17 protein-coding genes are annotated in these 17,635 nt (G+C 56.0%); 8 read left to right on the forward strand and 9 right to left on the reverse strand.

The genetic code is table 11. The features are described from left to right. Positions 1-276: 276 nt before the first annotated feature. The gene (gene gmhB, locus CWM52_RS01500) at positions 277-843 is read right to left on the reverse strand and encodes a D-glycero-beta-D-manno-heptose 1,7-bisphosphate 7-phosphatase (protein ID WP_100682473.1); all 567 of its coding nucleotides are present in this window, start codon (positions 841-843) and stop codon (positions 277-279) included. Positions 844-1,031: 188 nt separating this feature from the next. Between gmhB and metN the strand changes: the two genes are divergently transcribed. The 6 genes from metN (at position 1,032) to proS (ending at position 6,657) form a co-directional block, all read left to right on the forward strand. Next, a complete protein-coding gene (gene metN, locus CWM52_RS01505; protein ID WP_100682474.1) occupies positions 1,032-2,063 on the forward strand; it encodes a methionine ABC transporter ATP-binding protein MetN in 1,032 nt (343 codons plus the stop codon). After that, positions 2,056-2,709 (forward strand): methionine ABC transporter permease MetI, encoded by a 654-nt coding sequence (locus CWM52_RS01510; protein WP_100682475.1) that lies wholly within the window; start codon positions 2,056-2,058, stop codon positions 2,707-2,709. Before metN ends, CWM52_RS01510 begins: the two co-directional genes overlap by 8 nt. 82 nt (positions 2,710-2,791) lie before the next feature. Then, positions 2,792-3,607: a methionine ABC transporter substrate-binding lipoprotein MetQ gene (gene metQ, locus CWM52_RS01515; RefSeq protein ID WP_100682476.1), complete on the forward strand. Its 816-nt coding sequence runs from the start codon at positions 2,792-2,794 to the stop codon at positions 3,605-3,607. Positions 3,608-3,715: 108 nt separating this feature from the next. Continuing rightward, positions 3,716-4,123, forward strand: a complete 408-nt coding sequence (rcsF, locus tag CWM52_RS01520; RefSeq protein WP_100682477.1) for an Rcs stress response system protein RcsF — start codon at positions 3,716-3,718, stop codon at positions 4,121-4,123. Then, entirely contained in the window at positions 4,120-4,827 is a 708-nt protein-coding gene (gene tsaA / locus CWM52_RS01525) for a tRNA (N6-threonylcarbamoyladenosine(37)-N6)-methyltransferase TrmO (protein WP_100682478.1), read from the forward strand. Before rcsF ends, tsaA begins: the two co-directional genes overlap by 4 nt. A gap of 111 nt (positions 4,828-4,938) precedes the next feature. Beyond that, positions 4,939-6,657: a proline--tRNA ligase gene (gene proS, locus CWM52_RS01530; protein ID WP_100682479.1), complete on the forward strand. Its 1,719-nt coding sequence runs from the start codon at positions 4,939-4,941 to the stop codon at positions 6,655-6,657. An 84-nt stretch (positions 6,658-6,741) separates the two neighbouring features. Here the strand turns inward: proS and nlpE are convergent, their stop codons facing one another. Genes nlpE through CWM52_RS01545 form a run of 3 tightly spaced genes read right to left on the reverse strand, consistent with a single transcriptional unit; the run spans position 6,742 to position 8,438 of the window. Next, the gene (gene nlpE / locus CWM52_RS01535) at positions 6,742-7,440 is read right to left on the reverse strand and encodes an envelope stress response activation lipoprotein NlpE (protein WP_100682480.1); all 699 of its coding nucleotides are present in this window, start codon (positions 7,438-7,440) and stop codon (positions 6,742-6,744) included. 42 nt (positions 7,441-7,482) lie between these two features. Then, a complete protein-coding gene (arfB, locus tag CWM52_RS01540; RefSeq protein ID WP_100682481.1) occupies positions 7,483-7,896 on the reverse strand; it encodes an alternative ribosome rescue aminoacyl-tRNA hydrolase ArfB in 414 nt (137 codons plus the stop codon). Next, the gene (locus CWM52_RS01545; protein ID WP_100682482.1) at positions 7,893-8,438 is read right to left on the reverse strand and encodes a YaeQ family protein; all 546 of its coding nucleotides are present in this window, start codon (positions 8,436-8,438) and stop codon (positions 7,893-7,895) included. Before CWM52_RS01545 ends, arfB begins: the two co-directional genes overlap by 4 nt. Positions 8,439-8,634: 196 nt before the next feature. On the opposite strand from CWM52_RS01545, the gene CWM52_RS01550 reads away from it, so the two are divergent. Both CWM52_RS01550 and rof read left to right on the forward strand, forming a co-directional pair. Next, positions 8,635-8,835 carry a YaeP family protein gene (locus CWM52_RS01550; protein WP_100682483.1) on the forward strand — a complete coding sequence of 67 codons (201 nt, stop codon included), beginning with the start codon at positions 8,635-8,637 and terminating at the stop codon, positions 8,833-8,835. Next, the gene (gene rof / locus CWM52_RS01555) at positions 8,822-9,082 is read left to right on the forward strand and encodes a Rho-binding antiterminator (RefSeq protein WP_100682484.1); all 261 of its coding nucleotides are present in this window, start codon (positions 8,822-8,824) and stop codon (positions 9,080-9,082) included. The genes CWM52_RS01550 and rof overlap by 14 nt, the downstream gene beginning before the upstream one ends. 15 nt (positions 9,083-9,097) lie before the next feature. On the opposite strand, the gene tilS is transcribed toward rof, so the two are convergent. The 5 genes from tilS to dnaE all read right to left on the reverse strand — a co-directional run bounded on the left by tilS (position 9,098) and on the right by dnaE (position 17,622). Further along, positions 9,098-10,399 (reverse strand): tRNA lysidine(34) synthetase TilS, encoded by a 1,302-nt coding sequence (gene tilS, locus CWM52_RS01560; RefSeq protein WP_100682655.1) that lies wholly within the window; start codon positions 10,397-10,399, stop codon positions 9,098-9,100. 66 nt (positions 10,400-10,465) lie between these two features. Next, a complete protein-coding gene (locus CWM52_RS01565) occupies positions 10,466-10,855 on the reverse strand; it encodes a VOC family protein (protein WP_100682485.1) in 390 nt (129 codons plus the stop codon). 42 nt (positions 10,856-10,897) lie between these two features. Beyond that, a complete protein-coding gene (locus CWM52_RS01570; RefSeq protein WP_100682486.1) occupies positions 10,898-13,054 on the reverse strand; it encodes a lysine decarboxylase LdcC in 2,157 nt (718 codons plus the stop codon). A 113-nt stretch (positions 13,055-13,167) separates the two neighbouring features. Further along, on the reverse strand, positions 13,168-14,127 hold the full coding sequence (gene accA, locus CWM52_RS01575; RefSeq protein ID WP_100682487.1) for an acetyl-CoA carboxylase carboxyl transferase subunit alpha: 960 nt from the start codon (positions 14,125-14,127) through the stop codon (positions 13,168-13,170). Between the two features lie 12 nt (positions 14,128-14,139). Further along, entirely contained in the window at positions 14,140-17,622 is a 3,483-nt protein-coding gene (dnaE, locus tag CWM52_RS01580) for a DNA polymerase III subunit alpha (protein ID WP_100682488.1), read from the reverse strand. Positions 17,623-17,635: the final 13 nt, after the last annotated feature.

Below are 17,635 nucleotides of genomic sequence, written 5' to 3' on the forward strand. Positions count from 1 at the left end.
TCCATGTCACTTTGAGTGCCCACACAGATTGTCTGATAAATTGTTAAAGAGCAGTTGCGATGCGCTTTAGCGCTCTGTCGCGAGGTGGCGTATATTACGCTTTCCTCTTTCAGAGTCAACCCTGAATTTCAGAATTTTTTCTCTGCCGACCCGGCTTACTCTGTGAACTCGTTCACATGTGCCGTGTCAGTGGGAGCGCATTATAGGGAGCCGAACGGGAATGACAAGCGGAAAAATGCATTTTTATTTCAACCGCTCATCTTTTGTACTTAACGCCTATTTTTGCTGCTTTTTGATGGCTTCCGGCAGGTCTGCCAGGCTATTCAGCACCCAGTCGGCGGCCTTTTCCGCTTCCGGCGTGACCGGCTTACCGGTACGAACCAGGACTTTAGTCCCAATAGATGCAGCGGTAGCGGCCTGCATATCTTCCACTTTATCGCCAACCATATAAGAAGCGGCCATATCTATATGCAGATAGTCGCGCGCCGAGATCAGCATCCCCGGTTGCGGCTTGCGGCAATCACAGGTCTGACGAAACTCTTCAACCGTCCCCTGCGGGTGGTGCGGACAGTAATAGATGCCGTCCAGGTCGATACCGCGATCGGCCAGAGACCAGTCCATCCATTCGGTCAGCGTTTCAAACTGCGCTTCCGTGAATTTACCGCGCGCAATGCCGGACTGATTGGTGACCACCACCAGGGCGAATCCCATCTCCTTTAACTGACGCATCGCGTCAATGACGCCATCGATAAATTCAAAGTTGTCGATTTCGTGGACATAGCCATGATCGACATTAATCGTGCCGTCACGGTCGAGAAAAATTGCGGGTACTGACTTTGCCACCGGTTTACTCCTGATAAAGGCTAGTCTGATTAGTATCGCATGTTTCTGGAGGCAAGAAAGTGCTCATTATACAGAGGCAGATTGATTTAGACGTCTGGATGCCTTAACATCCATTTCATTGACAGGCATCGCCTGGACACGGCAGAAGAAAATGCCACGACAAACGGCTAAACGATAATAAATAACTGATGATTAAACTTTCGAATATCACCAAAGTGTTCCAGCAGGGGAATCGCACTATACAGGCGCTGAATAATGTCAGCCTGCATGTCCCTGCCGGGCAAATTTATGGCGTGATCGGCGCATCCGGCGCCGGTAAAAGTACGTTGATTCGCTGCGTCAACCTGCTTGAACGTCCGACCGAAGGCAGTGTCCAGGTTGGCGGCCAGGAGCTGACAGCGCTGTCTGAAAAAGAGCTGACCCGCGCGCGTCGCCAGATTGGCATGATTTTCCAGCACTTTAACCTGCTGGCCTCGCGCACCGTCTTCGGCAATGTGGCGCTTCCGCTGGAACTGGACAATACCCCGCAGGCGGAGATTAAACGCCGCGTCACTGAACTGCTGGAGCTGGTCGGTCTTGCCGATAAACATGACAGCTACCCGGCGAACCTTTCCGGCGGCCAGAAACAGCGTGTGGCGATTGCTCGCGCGCTGGCAAGCAACCCGAAGGTGCTGCTGTGTGACGAAGCCACCAGCGCCCTGGACCCGGCAACCACGCGCTCCATTCTGGAGTTGCTGAAAGATATCAACCGTCGCCTGGGCCTGACTATTCTGCTGATTACGCACGAGATGGATGTCGTCAAACGCATCTGCGATTGCGTCGCGGTTATCAGCAATGGCCAGTTGATCGAGCAGGATACGGTGAGTGAGGTCTTCTCTCACCCGAAAACCCCGCTGGCCCAGCAATTTATTCAATCCACGCTGCATCTGGATATTCCGGACGACTACCAGGCACGCCTGAAGCCGACCGCGCTGCCCGATAGCGTTCCTATGCTGCGCATGGAGTTCACCGGCCATTCTGTCGACGCTCCGCTGCTCTCTGAAACCGCCCGTCGCTTTAATGTAAATAACAACATTATTAGCGCGCAGATGGATTACGCCGGCGGCGTGAAGTTCGGCATTATGCTGACTGAGATGCACGGCACGCAGGAAGATACCCAGGCGGCTATCGCCTGGTTGCAGGAACACCATGTAAAAGTAGAGGTACTGGGATATGTCTGAGGCAATGATTTGGCTGCTGTTGCGCGGCGTGTGGGAAACGCTGGCCATGACGTTCGTCTCCGGCTTTTTCGGTTTCGTTATCGGCCTGCCGGTAGGTGTGCTGCTGTACGTCACCCGCCCAGGACAGATTGTCGCCAACGCAAAACTGTACCGGACGCTGTCCGCGCTGGTTAACATTTTCCGTTCCATTCCTTTCATTATCCTGCTGGTGTGGATGATTCCTTTCACCCGCGTGATTGTCGGTACGTCCATTGGGCTGCAGGCCGCCATTGTGCCGCTGACGGTTGGCGCGGCGCCGTTTATCGCCCGTATGGTGGAAAATGCGCTGCTGGAAATTCCAACCGGGCTTATCGAGGCATCCCGCGCGATGGGCGCCACGCCGATACAGATCGTGCGTAAAGTGCTGTTGCCTGAAGCGCTGCCGGGTCTGGTCAACGCCGCAACCATCACCCTCATCACGCTGGTCGGCTATTCCGCGATGGGCGGGGCGGTGGGCGCCGGCGGTCTGGGGCAGATTGGCTATCAGTACGGCTATATCGGCTACAACGCTACGGTAATGAATACCGTGCTGGTATTACTGGTTATTCTGGTTTATTTAATCCAATTCTCTGGCGATCGCATCGTCCGGGCTGTGACTCACAAATAACATTATCTACACCACCTCATTGGGCCGTCTTCGCGCGGCCCAATGACTCGTGTATACACAGACTCTTACAGAAGGAAATAACATGGCCTTTAATTTCAAAACCTTTGCGGCAGTTGGCGCATTAATCGGTTCTCTGGCTCTGGTGGGTTGTGGTCAGGATGAAAAAGATCCGAACCACATTAAAGTCGGCGTCATCGTAGGTGCCGAGCAGCAGGTTGCTGAAGTGGCACAAAAAGTGGCGAAAGAGAAATACGGTCTCGATGTTGAGCTGGTGACCTTTAACGATTACGTTCTGCCGAACGAAGCATTGAGCAAAGGCGATATCGACGTGAACGCCTTCCAGCACAAACCGTACCTCGATCAGCAAATTAAAGACCGTGGCTACAAACTGGTTGCCGTGGGCAACTCTTTTGTCTATCCGATTGCCGGTTATTCCAAAAAAATCAAGTCACTGGATGAGCTGCAGCCGGGCTCCCAGATTGCCATTCCTAACGATCCGACCAACCTCGGTCGTTCCCTGCTGCTGCTGCAACAGGTGGGCCTTATCAAACTGAAAGAAGGCGTAGGTCTGCTGCCGACCGCCCTGGATATCATTGAAAACCCGAAAAACCTGAAGATTGTTGAGCTGGAAGCACCGCAGTTGCCGCGTTCCCTCGACGATGCACAGATTGCGCTGGCAGTCATCAACACCACCTACGCCAGCCAGATCGGCCTGACCCCAGCCAAAGACGGTATTTTCGTAGAAGATAAAGACTCCCCGTACGTAAACCTGATTGTTGCTCGTGAAGACAACAAAGATGCGGAAAATGTTAAGAAATTTGTTCAGGCTTACCAGAGCGATGAAGTTTATGAAGCCGCTAACAAAATCTTTAACGGCGGTGCAGTGAAAGGCTGGTAATCTCTGTTCACCGTAATATCATTCAGGACGGGCTTTATGCCCGTCTTGTCATTTATGCAAGCGCCTGATTCAATAGCGCCCTGTTTGATCTTTTATTGAGGAAATACTATGCGTGCTTTACCGGTCTGTTTATTAGCACTCATGTTAAGCGGCTGTTCCATGCTAAGCAGATCTCCCGTCGAGCCTGTACAAAGTACCGTAACCGCACCGGCTAAAACGGAACCAGCCAAACCGAAAACCGTCCGCCCGGCGCCAGTAAGAATTTATACCGATGCTTCCGCACTGGTCGGGAAGCCATTTCGCGATCTCGGTGAGGTAACCGGCGAATCATGCCAGGCCAGCAATCAGGACTCACCGCCCAATATCCCAACCGCACGCAAGCGTCTGCAAATCAACGCCGCGAGAATGAAAGCCAACGCGGTCCTTCTGCACCGCTGTGAAGTCACCAGCGGCACGCCAGGTTGCTATCGCCAGGCCGTTTGCCTGGGGTCAGCGCTTGATGTCTCGGCGCAATGAGTGCTTTTCAGTTTACGCAGATAGGCGTTATTCGCTCGCCATATAAAGAAAAATTTGCCGTCCCGCGCCAGCCAGGCCTGGTCAAACATGGCGGCGGCGAATTGCATCTGCTGCCCCCTTATAACCAGGCTGATGCCGTACGCGGCCTGGAAGCATTCAGTCATCTGTGGGTGCTGTTTGTTTTCCATCAGACGATGGAAGGCGGCTGGCGACCCACCGTGCGCCCACCTCGCCTCGGCGGCAATGCGCGCATGGGCGTGTTCGCCACGCGTTCGACGTTTCGCCCGAATCCCATTGGGATGTCACTGGTTGAACTAAAAGGCATCCGCTGCCATAAAGATCGGGTCATCCTGGAGCTTGGCAGTCTGGATCTGGTTGACGGTACACCGGTCGTCGATATCAAACCCTATCTGCCGTTTGCCGAAGCGCTACCGGATGCCAGCGCCAGCTACGCCCAGCAGGCGCCGCAGGCGGAGATGGCGGTCAGCTTTACCCCTGAAACGCAGGCGCAGCTCTTCGCCCTGGAAAAGCGCTATCCGCACCTTAAAGCGTTCATCTGCGAGGTGCTGGCCCAGGATCCGCGGCCGGCCTATCGTAAAGAGGAAGAAGCGGGAAAAACCTATGCCGTCTGGCTGCTCGATTTTAACGTCCGCTGGCGGGTGATTCCGTCCGGTTTTGAAGTCTTTTCCCTTGAAGCGCGCTAATTTTATTTTCCTCTCTTTTGGCATCTTTGCCACACTGGTAAACTAAACCACTTTTTTGTTTCAGGCTGGTCCCCCAGCCTGTTCCGATCGTCCAAATGGAACCGTAACAACATGCGTACTAGCCAATACCTGCTCTCCACTCAAAAGGAGACACCTGCCGACGCCGAAGTCATCAGCCATCAGTTGATGCTGCGCGCCGGGATGATCCGCAAGCTGGCCTCCGGGTTGTATACCTGGCTGCCGACCGGTCTGCGCGTCCTGAAAAAAGTCGAAAACATCGTGCGTGAAGAGATGAACAACGCCGGTGCCATCGAGGTGTCCATGCCGGTAGTTCAGCCAGCGGACCTGTGGCAGGAGAGCGGTCGCTGGGAACAGTATGGTCCGGAACTGCTGCGTTTCGTTGACCGTGGCGATCGTCCGTTTGTGCTCGGCCCGACGCATGAAGAGGTCATTACCGACCTGATCCGTAACGAACTGAACTCTTATAAGCAGCTGCCGCTGAACTTCTTCCAGATTCAGACCAAGTTCCGTGACGAAGTTCGCCCGCGCTTTGGCGTGATGCGCTCCCGCGAGTTCCTGATGAAAGATGCCTACTCTTTCCACACCTCTCAGGAATCGCTGCAAGAGACCTACGATGCGATGTATGCCGCCTACAGCAAAATCTTCACCCGTATGGGTCTCGATTTCCGCGCGGTACAGGCTGATACCGGTTCAATCGGCGGTAGTGCTTCTCATGAGTTCCAGGTTCTGGCGCAGAGCGGCGAAGATGACGTGATCTTCTCTGACAGCTCCGACTTTGCGGCCAATATTGAGTTTGCAGAAGCGATCGCGCCGAAAGCGCCGCGCGCAGCGGCCACTCAGGAGATGAACCTGGTCGATACGCCGAATGCGAAAACCATCGCCGAGCTGGTTGAGCAGTTCAACCTGCCGGTTGAGAAAACCGTCAAAACGCTGCTGGTCAAAGCCGTTGAAGGCAGCAGCTATCCGCTGGTTGCCCTGCTGGTGCGCGGCGACCATGAGCTGAACGAAGTGAAGGCAGAAAAACTGGCGCAGGTTGCCAGCCCGCTGACTTTCGCCACCGAAGAAGAGATCCGCGCTATCATCAAAGCGGGCCCTGGCTCTCTCGGTCCGGTCAACATGACGGTTCCGCTGGTTATCGACCGTACCGTGGCGGCCATGAGCGATTTCGCTGCCGGCGCCAATATCGATGGCAAACACTACTTCGGTATTAACTGGGATCGCGATGTGGCGACCCCGGAAGTCGCTGATATCCGTAATGTTGTCGCCGGCGATCCGAGCCCGGATGGTCAGGGCACGCTGCTGATTAAGCGTGGCATCGAAGTGGGTCACATCTTCCAGTTGGGGACCAAGTACTCCCAGGCGATGAACGCCTCGGTGCAGGGTGAAGACGGTCGTAACCAGGTGCTGACGATGGGCTGCTACGGTATCGGGGTAACCCGCGTGGTGGCTGCCGCCATTGAGCAGAACCATGACGATCGCGGTATTATCTGGCCAGACGCGATTGCGCCGTTCCAGGTCGCCATCCTGCCGATGAACATGCACAAATCCTACCGCGTGCAGGAACTGGCAGAGAAGCTGTATAGCGAACTGCGCGCACAGGGCATCGAAGTGCTGATGGACGATCGTAAAGAGCGTCCGGGCGTGATGTTTGCCGATATGGAGCTGATTGGTATTCCGCATACCATCGTGCTCGGCGATCGCAACCTCGACAATGACGATATTGAATACAAATATCGTCGCAACGGCGAGAAGCAGCTGATCAAAACCGGCGATATTGTGAATTACCTGGTTAAAGCTATCAAAGGCTGACCCCACCGCTAAACGTAAAAGGCCCCGCTTCAGCGGGGCCTTTTTTTATTTCAACGCTGTTTGCCGCGTTCGCGAGAAAACGACTTACTGGTTACAGTCTTTGCCCGGCACGAATTTAATATCTTTATCCGCCATCAGCGTTTTCACCATCTCCCCGCTATCGGGATTGGCTTCCAGCGTAAAGTGCCCTTCCACCACCAGCAGTACCGGGCGCGTTTGCGTCCCGCGAGCGGCGGCATAATCGCGCTCAAGCTGGGCATTGTTAGCCACCGCGATCCGCTTACCGGTCGCGCAGTCGGTGAAGGTGGCCGCGTCCGCCATATAGAAATACATCCCGCGCATCGTCATCGGCGTGGTCGGCAGGCTGGCCTGGACCGATTTCAGGGTGTAGTTGAGCGTCGACTCAATGGGGTTGCCTTGCCGATCGAGCATCTCGAGGGTTTCCCCCTTCGCGCGATAGTAGGACTTATCACCTTTGCTGTCGGTCAGTACCAGCTTATCTGCGGTCCGCGCCCAGGTCCCGTAAGAGGCGAACGATGACGGCTCATGACTGACCCCCTGATAGCGTTCGTTCATTACCCAGCTGCCATCTTTTTCGAGGAACAACGAGGTTTCAATCCCTTCACAATCGGCGCAGGGCAAAATACCGCGCCAGCTTTGCTGCATCGGCTTCAGTTCTGCCATCGGCGCTGGCTGCAGCATCTCGACATCCGAACGATGATTGCAGCCAAATAGCGCAAAGAACGAACACGCTAGCGCAACGGAGAGTACGATTTTCTTCACTGTGAATTCCTTATAATCCATTCCACCCGTTCGCCATGCCGCTTACTGACGAACTTTCCCACGCAGTGCTTTGACTGAGGACTTTTGCGCCTTCGAGGCAAGACGACGCTCTTTTGACGCCCGGGTCGGCCGGGTCTCACGGCGACTTTTTTGCACTGCGGTTAATTCTTGTATTAACGCAACCAGACGAGAAATGGCCGCTTCGCGATTCATTTCCTGGCTGCGATATTCCTGAGCCTTAATGATAACCACACCATCGGCAGAAATTAAGTGGTGACTGGCGGCCAGTAAGCGTTCTTTATAAGAGTCAGGCAGGCTGGATGCTTTTATGTCAAAGCGCAGATGGATGGCGGTAGACGCTTTATTCACGTGCTGACCGCCCGCACCCTGCGCGCGTATCCCGGACAGGGTTATCTCTTCATCCGCAATCACCACGCTGCGGCTAATTGTAATCATGCCGACGGCTGCCACGCCGTTAAATGAATTTCCAGATTATTCTTAGCGTCGGATAGCCAGATGCCGCCGTCCTGTAACGTCGCCTGCAGCACCATTGAACGATCGGCAAAAGCGCTGAGCCGGGCGAGCTGCTCATCATCCAGATACCACACCGTCAGCTTGCTAAACTGCGCCATTTTGCTCTTGTTCTGCTGCCACCAGATTTCCGCCGCCCGGCTGTTGTAGGCAAACAGCACCACCTCCTGGGCCCGCGAACACGCTTTTTTAATCCGCCGCTCATCCGGCAAACCCAGCTCGATCCACAGGTCAACGCCGAGATGATCGTTGAGCAGCCACAGCTCCGCCTCATCATCTGACGACAGACCGCGGGTAAACTGCAGACGATCGTCGGCGTATTTGATCCACGCCAGCAGGCGAAGCATCATACGCTCCTGGGTTTCCGACGGATGTTGAGCCAGCGTCAGGCTGGCATCCAGAAACTGGTTGCGATCGAGATCGGCGACGTTCACCGTAGCCTTATAAATTGTCGCTTTCAGCGCCATGAATACACTCCTGAAATAAATGGCGTACATTGTAACGAAACTCACGACAAAAGGCTGCCGACAATCGGCGGCTCTCTTTTCATCCTGCTGATATTGCTTAAATGACTATGGTATAGTCACCTTGCTAAACAGAGTGTATCTTCGTAGGCTTAAACTTACATCCCACGGTTGAGTCAGAATACTGACAGGAGGGCATGTGGACCAATATTGTGAGTTAATACGCAAACGGTATGCGGAAATAGCCAGCGGAGACCTAGGGTATATTTCAGACGCGCTGGGTTGCGTGTTGAAAGTATTGAATGAAATTGCGGCGGATGAGGCCCTTTCGGAGTCAGTCAGGGAAAAGGCCGCCTGTGCGGCAGCAAACTTACTGGTGAGCGATTATGTCAATGAATGATACTTATCAACCCATCAATTGTGATGATTATGACAACCTCGAACTTGCCTGCCAGCATCACCTGGTGCTTGTCCTGACGCTCAAAGATGGTGAGCAGCTGCAAGCGAAGGCAAACGATCTTATCTCGCGCAAAAATATCGAGTATCTGGTGGTGGACCTGAGCGGAAACATTCGCGAGCTACGCCTGGATAAAATCGCCAGCTTCAGCCACCCGGAAATCGGTACCGTGGTGGTCAGTGAGTCCTGAATAAAAACGGGTGGCTCAGCCGCCCGTTTTCCTCCATATCATCTCTGTCCCCTCGCCTTCCCGCGCGGCCCCTTCGCAGGTGACGAACAGCGAATCCGCCGCCGCAATCAGCGTCTCGCCGTAAAACAGCAGCGGAGTCGTATCGCGGCGCCAGGGGGCAACCCCCAGCTCCTGCCAGATTTTCTTCAGCTTGCGGCCGCAGTGACGGCCGACAATATGCAGATTTCCGCTGGCGCGAAAGCGCACCGTCACCGGCTCTTCACCACGCGGGGCGCGTAACGGTCCGCCTGGCCGCAGCGTCAGCTCGCCAAGGCCTGCCGGCAACCGCAGCGGCTGGCGGTAATCCGGCCACGCTAGCACCGCATCCGTCTGACCGGGTTGATATCTGACCCACCACAGCCGCTGCTGATAACGACGCACGGAAAAATCGCCAAGACGCAAGCAGGGAAAGGCATCCTCCCGCGCCAGCGCGACTTCACGCCAGATTCGCTCCGGCACCTCGCGCGAGGGCATCGGCGCAGAGTGCCCGGCCAGCCAGCGCCGCAGCAGCGCGGCACGGCGCGGCGCGCTCATGGATGCCAGCGCGTCGATAGCTAACGAACCGTCATTCGCCACCAGTTTTGCCAAATCTTCCGCCAGCAGTTCATCCAGCAACTGCTCCTGCTCGCCGCACAGGCTGGCGCTACGGGCGACCGCCTCGGTAAAGTGGGGCCAGCGCGCGTTAAGCTGCGGAACGACGCGCAGACGGAGGAAGTTACGATCGTAGGTATCATCCTGATTGCTCTCGTCCTCAATCCAGCTGAGCTGATGGGCCAGCGCCCACTGGAGCAGCGTTTCACGGCGGGTACTCAGCAGAGGACGCAGCAGCCGCGTAGCGGCAAATTCGGAGGATGTCGCCATCGCCGCCAGCCCGGTTGGGCCGCTGCCGCGTTTGAGCGCCAGCAGGAAGGTTTCACACTGATCGTCGAGATGCTGAGCCGTCACCAGGGCTTCTCCCGGTTGCAGCGCCATCCGGAAAGCCTGATAACGCGCCTGACGCGCATGCGCCTCCACGCCCAGTCCGTCATCCGCCAGGGTAACGCGCTCGACCACCAGCGGCACCTGCCAGTGCTGACAAACCTGCTGGCAGTGCGCAACCCAGCTATCGGCATTCGCGCTCAGGCCATGGTGGATATGGATGGCCCGCAGCTGTAGCGTCGGGTCTCGTTCACGCCAGCAGACCAGCTGATGTAAAAGCACCGTCGAATCCAGACCGCCGCTGAAGGCGATCAAAAACTGACGACAGGGGTGTAGGGTTTGCGCAATATCGGGCGTCATCATCTTGATAGTGTCGCTGGGGAGATAGCCCGGCACGTTACCGGGCCGGGCGCGCTCTGGCAAGGGTTACTGCTGATAAATCTCCAGCGGCAGGCCGTCGGGATCGTTAAAAAAGGTGAAGTGTTTGCCGGTAAAAGGATCGATACGAATCCCCTCACAGGCCACCCCATGCGCTTGCAGATGGGCCACCGCCGCGTCAATATCATCCACGCTAAAGGCCAGATGACGCAGCCCACAGGCTTCCGGGCGGCTCGGACGAGCAGGCGGGAACGGGAAAGAGAACAGTTCAATGACATACTCGCCGTTCAACGCCAGATCGCCCTTCCATGAGTCGCGCTCTTCACGATAGAACTCGCTCTGCAACGTAAAGCCCAGGATATCGCAGTAAAAGGCCTTGCTCTGCGCATAGTTGGTCGCGATGATAGCAATATGGTGAACCCGTTTTAAACCCAGCATATCTACTCCTCCAGTTAATACCATCCAGGTGACTCGCGCCGCTTAACGCGGCGCAAGCAGTGGGTCATTTTTTAAGACTCGTACCCGGTAGACGCCGTCGTCATCGCGCTTCGCCCCGTGAATATCCGTTTCGAAGCCCGGATAATGGCGGCCAATCGAGCAAAGCATCAGCAGGAAATCGAGCACCGCCCGGCTCTCTTCGGTAATCATCTCACCGGGCATCAGCAGCGGCACGCCCGGCGGGTACGGCAGAATCATGTTAGCCGAAATGCGCCCGACCAGATTTTCCAGCTCAATGGTTTCGACTTCACCTTTGATTTGCCGCTGCCAGGCCTGATGTGGCGTCATTTTCATTTCCGGCAGCACATCAAACGCACTCAGCATCAGCTGTGACAGCTGGTGCTGGCGGATCAGGCGATGGATCCCCTGCGCCAGATCCTGAATACGCATATTGCGATAAAAATCGGGATCTTCCGCGTAGAGATCCGGCAGCATGTTCTTCACCCGCAGGTTGAGATCGTAGGCGCGCTTAAATTCGGTTAAGCCACGCAACAACCCCATCGCCCGGGTTTTATCGATACCAATACTGAACAGAAACAGCAGGTTGTAGGGCCCGGTTTTCTCCACCACCACGCCGCGCTCATCAAGGAATTTCGCCACCAGCGCCGCCGGGATCCCCTCGTCATCCATATTGCCCTGTTCATCCATTCCCGGCGTCAGGATAGTCACCTTCACCGGATCGAGGAACATATGGTTATCGTCAGCGTCTTTAAAACCGTGCCAGTTCTCACCGCTTGCCACCGGCCAGCACTGCACCTGCTCAATATCCTCCGGCTGCCAGATATCAAAGAACCAGCCGTCAGACTCTTCGCGCAGACGCTGGACCTCTTTGCGGAAATCCAGCGCTCGCTCAATGGAGCGCTGGATCAACCGCTTGCCCGAATTGCCGCGCAGCATCGCCGCCGCGGTTTCTATCGAAGCAACGATCGGATAGCTTGGCGACGTCGAGGTGTGCATCATAAAAGCTTCATTAAAGGTCTCTTCGTCGTAGCTACCTTTAATATGGATAAGCGAGGCCTGCGACAACGCCGCCAGCATTTTGTGCGTTGATTGCGTTTCGAAGACCACCTTGCCCGGAATGCGATCGCCGCTCATCCCGCTTTTCCCCTGATAGATCGGGTGGAAATGGGTGTAAGGCACCCAGGCGGAATCAAAATGGATCGAGGGCACATCGAGCGTCTCTTTGATCCAGGTGGTGTTATACAACAGTCCGTCATAGGTGGAGTTGGTGATCACCGCATGTACCGGCCACCCGGCGCCGCTCGCGGTATTGACCTTCTGCTGAATGCTGTCGCGAGTGAATTCCCGTTTCGGTATGCCGCCCAGAATGCCCAGCGCGTTACGCGTCGGTTTCAGCCACAGCGGAACAACATCGCTCATCATCAGCAGGTGCGCCAGTGACTTATGGCAGTTACGGTCAATCAGCAGCGTGCTGCCCGCTGGCGCCGAATACATGCCGACAATCTTGTTCGACGTCGAGGTCCCGTTGGTCACCATATAGCTCTGCTCGGCGCCAAAAGCGCGGGCGATATACTCTTCAGCCTCCAGGTGCGGCCCGCTGTGGTCGAGGAGCGACCCCAGCTCGGTGACCGAAATCGACACGTCGGCTTTCAGCGTATTACCGCCGAAGAAATCATAAAACAGGCAGCCAACCGGGCTTTTCTGGTACGCGCTTCCCCCCATATGCCCAGGCGTACAGAAGGTATATTTTCCCTCCTGCACATAGTTGAACAGGGCTTTGGTAAACGGCGGCGTGATGTTATCCAGGTATTCGCGCGTGTACTGGGCGATTCGGGTAGCTATCTCTTCTGCCAGACCAAGCGCGTATTCAAAGAACCACAGCGTCATACGCAGATCCTGGCTGCTGACATCCATCGTCGAATGCGCGTTGATAAAGGCGTATAGCGGGAGATACTCATTCAGCTGATTGATATCGCTGCACAGATCGGCGTTGTACTCATCCCAGTCAAAGATGACCCCGCAGATCCGCGGATTATGTTCGATAAACTGCAGCAGGTCGGCGCTGTTTTGCGGCCAGATAGTCTGAAAGCCTTGCCGTTGCAGGGCCGCCTCCAGCTCTTTGATCGGTTCGTCTTTGTGGTAGACGCCGTGGGGCCCCATAATGGCGATGATATTCACGCTTTCCTCCTGGAATTGACCTGAGTCAGGCATCATAGCAATCGCGCTGACGTATCGCACATAAAAAAGGGGCCGGAAAATCCGGCCCCTGGCAATATTGACGCGAGAAATAATCAGGCGTAGCCGTAGCTCATCAGACGCTGGTAGCGACGATTTAACAGCTCTTCTTTACTCAGCGTGTCGAGATCGGCCAGATCCGCCAGCAGCTGCGCCTTCAGGCTTGCCGCAATGGCTTCCGGGTTACGGTGGGCGCCGCCCAGCGGTTCCGCAATAATCGAGTCGATAAGCTTCAGCTCTTTCAGACGCGGGGCAACGATCCCCATCGCTTCGGCCGCCAGCGGGGCTTTATCCGCGCTTTTCCACAGAATGGAGGCGCAGCCTTCCGGCGAAATAACCGAGTAGGTGCTGTACTGCAGCATGTTGACCTTATCGCCAACGCCGATTGCCAGCGCGCCACCGGACCCGCCTTCCCCGATAACGGTACAGATGACCGGAACGCTCAGACGCGACATTTCGCGCAGGTTACGGGCAATCGCCTCGGACTGGCCGCGCTCTTCCGCGCCCACGCCCGGATAGGCGCCTGGGGTGTCGATAAAGGTGATGATCGGCATTTTGAAACGCTCGGCCATCTCCATCAGGCGCAGCGCCTTACGGTAGCCTTCCGGCGCCGGCATACCGAAGTTGCGACGAATCTTCTCTTTCGTTTCGCGTCCTTTCTGGTGGCCGATAATCATCACCGGACGCCCGTCCAGACGCGCAATACCGCCAACAATGGCTTTATCGTCAGCGTAAGCGCGGTCGCCGGCCAGTTCGTCAAATTCGTCGAATGCCAGGCGAACATAATCCAGGGTGTACGGGCGACGTGGATGGCGTGCCAGTTGAGCAACCTGCCATGCCCCCAGATCGGCGAAGATTTTACGCGTCAGTTCAACGCTTTTCTCGCGCAGACGATGCACTTCTTCGTCGATGTTAATATCGAGTTTCTCATCCTGACGGCTTACCGCAGTCAGGGAATCGATTTTCGCTTCCAGCTCTGCAATCGGCTGTTCAAAATCAAGGAAATTCAGACTCATAGTATTCCTGTATTAGTCAAACTCCAGTTCCACCTGCTCCGGGCCGATAAGGCCACGCAGATCGTTGAGTAAACGATCGCTCGGAGAGACGCGCCATGTTGCGCCAAAACGCAACCGAGCGCGCGCATCCGCCCTCTGATAATAGAGGTGTACTGGAATGGTTCCCGAACGGTGGGGTTCCAGAGACTGACGGAGTCGGTTTAAAAGCTGGTCATCAATTTGCCTGTCCGTCAGCGAGATAGCAAGCCCGCGAGCATATTTTTCCCGGGCTTCGTCAATGTCCATGACTTCGCGGGCGGTCATTTTAAGCCCCCCGCTGAAGTCATCAAAGCTGACCTGTCCGCTGACGATAAGTATGCGGTCTTTTTCCAGCAATTGCTGATATTTATCCAGCGCGTCGGTAAATAACATCACCTCCAGACGCCCGGAACGGTCATCCAACGTACAGATACCGATACGATTGCCGCGCTTGGTGACCATTACCCGCGCAGCAATAACGAGCCCCGCCGCCGTGGTGACTTTACCACGATCGGTCGGATGCATATCTTTGAGTCTCACGCCGCCAACATAGCGCTCAATCTCTTTCAAATACTGGTTGATAGGATGACCCGTCAGGTACAGCCCCAGGGTCTCCCGTTCACCATCCAGCACCACCTGCTCCGGCCACGGCTGGCAGTTGGCATAGGATTGCTCGATTTGTTCCGGCTCTTCCGCCAGCACCCCGAACATATCCGCCTGGCCAATCGCCTCGGCTTTTGCATGCTGATCGGCGGCCTTCAGCGCATCGCCCAGCGAATTCATTAATGCCGCGCGGTGCGGCCCGAGGCGGTCAAATGCCCCGGACATAATCAGTTTTTCCAGCACCCGACGGTTCAGTTTTTTGGTATCGGTGCGGGCGCAAAGATCGAACAACTCGCGGAAATAACCGCCGTTGTTACGTGCTTCAATAATAGCTTCAATTGGGCCTTCGCCGACCCCTTTAATCGCGCCGATACCGTAGACGATTTCACCGTCGTCGTTGACGTGGAAATGGTACAGACCGGAGTTAATATCCGGCGGCAGGATTTTCAGCCCCATTCGCCAGCACTCATCGACCAGCCCGACCACTTTCTCGGTGTTATCCATATCCGCGGTCATTACCGCCGCCATAAATTCGGCCGGATAGTGCGCTTTCAGCCACAGCGTCTGGTAGGAGACCAGCGCATAGGCCGCCGAGTGCGATTTGTTAAATCCATAACCGGCAAACTTCTCCACCAGGTCGAAGATTTTCATCGCCAGTTCGCCGTCCACGCCGCGCTTTTTCGCCCCTTCTTCGAAGGTACCGCGCTGCTTGGCCATCTCTTCCGGCTTCTTCTTACCCATCGCGCGACGCAGCATATCCGCGCCGCCGAGGGTATAGCCGGAAAGCTCCTGGGCAATCTGCATGACCTGTTCCTGATACAGGATAATGCCATACGTCGGCTCAAGCACCGGTTTCAGACACTCATGCTGCCACTGCACGTCCGGGTAAGAGATCTCTTCGCGGCCGTGTTTACGGTCGATAAAGTTATCTACCATCCCTGATTGCAGCGGCCCCGGACGGAACAGGGCCACCAGGGCTATCATATCTTCGAAGCAGTCGGGCTGAAGACGTTTAATCAGGTCTTTCATGCCGCGCGATTCAAGCTGGAACACCGCCGTGGTTTCCGAGCGTTGCAGCATATCGAAACTTTTCTTATCGTCCAGCGGAATCGCCGCGATATCCAGCGGCGGCTCGCCGTGCTTCGCCCGCCGCTTGTTGATCATCTCCAGCGCCCAGTTGATGATGGTCAGCGTACGCAGGCCAAGGAAGTCAAACTTCACCAGCCCGGCGTATTCGACGTCGTTCTTGTCAAACTGGGTGACCGGGTGCAGACCGGCTTCATCGCAATATAGCGGGGCGAAATCGGTAATTTTGGTCGGAGCGATAACCACCCCCCCCGCATGTTTACCGGCGTTACGCGTGACGCCTTCCAGTTTCCGCGCCATATCAATTAGCGCTTTAACCTCTTCGTCAGCTTCGTAGATCTCCGGCAGCTGCGGCTCGGCCTCAAACGCTTTCGCCAGCGTCATCCCCGGGTCGGGCGGCACCAGTTTTGAGATCCGGTCTACAAACCCGTACGGATGACCAAGCACGCGACCCACGTCGCGAATAACCGCTTTCGCCGCCATCGTACCGAAGGTGATGATCTGCGATACCGCATCGCGACCGTACATATCGGCGACGTGCTCGATAACCTGATCGCGCTTCTCCATGCAGAAGTCGACGTCAAAGTCGGGCATCGATACACGTTCAGGGTTGAGGAAACGTTCGAACAGCAGATCGAATTCCAGCGGATCGAGGTCGGTAATTTTCAGCGCATACGCAACCAGCGATCCGGCGCCGGAGCCGCGGCCTGGGCCGACCGGTACGCCGTTATCCTTGGACCACTGGATAAACTCCATAACGATCAGGAAGTAGCCGGGGAAGCCCATCTGGTTAATCACCTGCAGCTCGATATCCAGACGTTCATCGTACTCAGGACGGCGTTTAGCGCGCTCTTGCGGATCAGGGAACAGGAAAGCCAGACGCTCTTCCAGCCCTTCTTTCGATTTAACCACCAGGAAATCTTCCGTCGTCATATCCCCGGTCGGGAACTGCGGCAGGAAGTATTCGCCAAGGCGCACGGTGACGTTGCAGCGTTTGGCAATTTCGACGCTATTTTCCAGCGCCTCCGGAATATCAGAGAACAGCTCGCACATTTCTTCTTCGCTGCGCATATACTGCTGCGGCGAATAGTTACGCGGGCGCTTCGGATCGTCGAGGGTGAAACCGTCATGGATCGCCACGCGGATTTCATGCGCGTCAAAGTCGCCGGTCTCAAGGAAGCGCACGTCGTTGGTCGCCACTACCGGCAGCCCGCGCTCCTCCGCCAGCTGCACTGCGGCATGTAAATAGGTCTCTTCATCGGCGCGGCCGGTGCGGATCAGCTCCAGATAGTAGCAATCCGGGAAATGTTGCTGGTAGAACGCGAGGCATTGATCGACCAGTGCCGTATTGCCGCGCGTCAGACTGACGCCAACATCGCCCTTACGTGCGCCGGAAAGCAGGACCAGCCCTTCATGGTGTTCGGCCAGCCAGTCCCGGTCAATCCACGGACCCAGCGCGCCGTAGCCGCGTTGATAGGCGCGCGAAATCAGCAGCGTCAGGTTTTGATAACCCACATTGTTGGCCGCCAGCACCGTGAGTTCAGTGAACTCATCGCCCATCAGTTCGCTCTGGACGTGAAAATCCGCGCCGACGATAGGTTTCAGCCCGGCGCCATGTCCCGTTCCGTAGAACTTCACCAGCCCGCACAGGTTAGTAAAATCGGTGATCGCCAGCGCAGGCATGCCAAGCGAGGCCGCCTTTTTCACCAGCGGCCCGGTTTTTGCCAGCCCATCGATCATGGAATAGTCGCTATGCACCCGCAGGTGGACGAAACGTGGTTCAGACATCTTCAGATTCCGG

Origin of the sequence: Raoultella sp. T31 (genome assembly GCF_002806725.1) — a bacterium.
Taxonomy (GTDB): Bacteria; Pseudomonadota; Gammaproteobacteria; order Enterobacterales; family Enterobacteriaceae; genus Klebsiella; species Klebsiella electrica.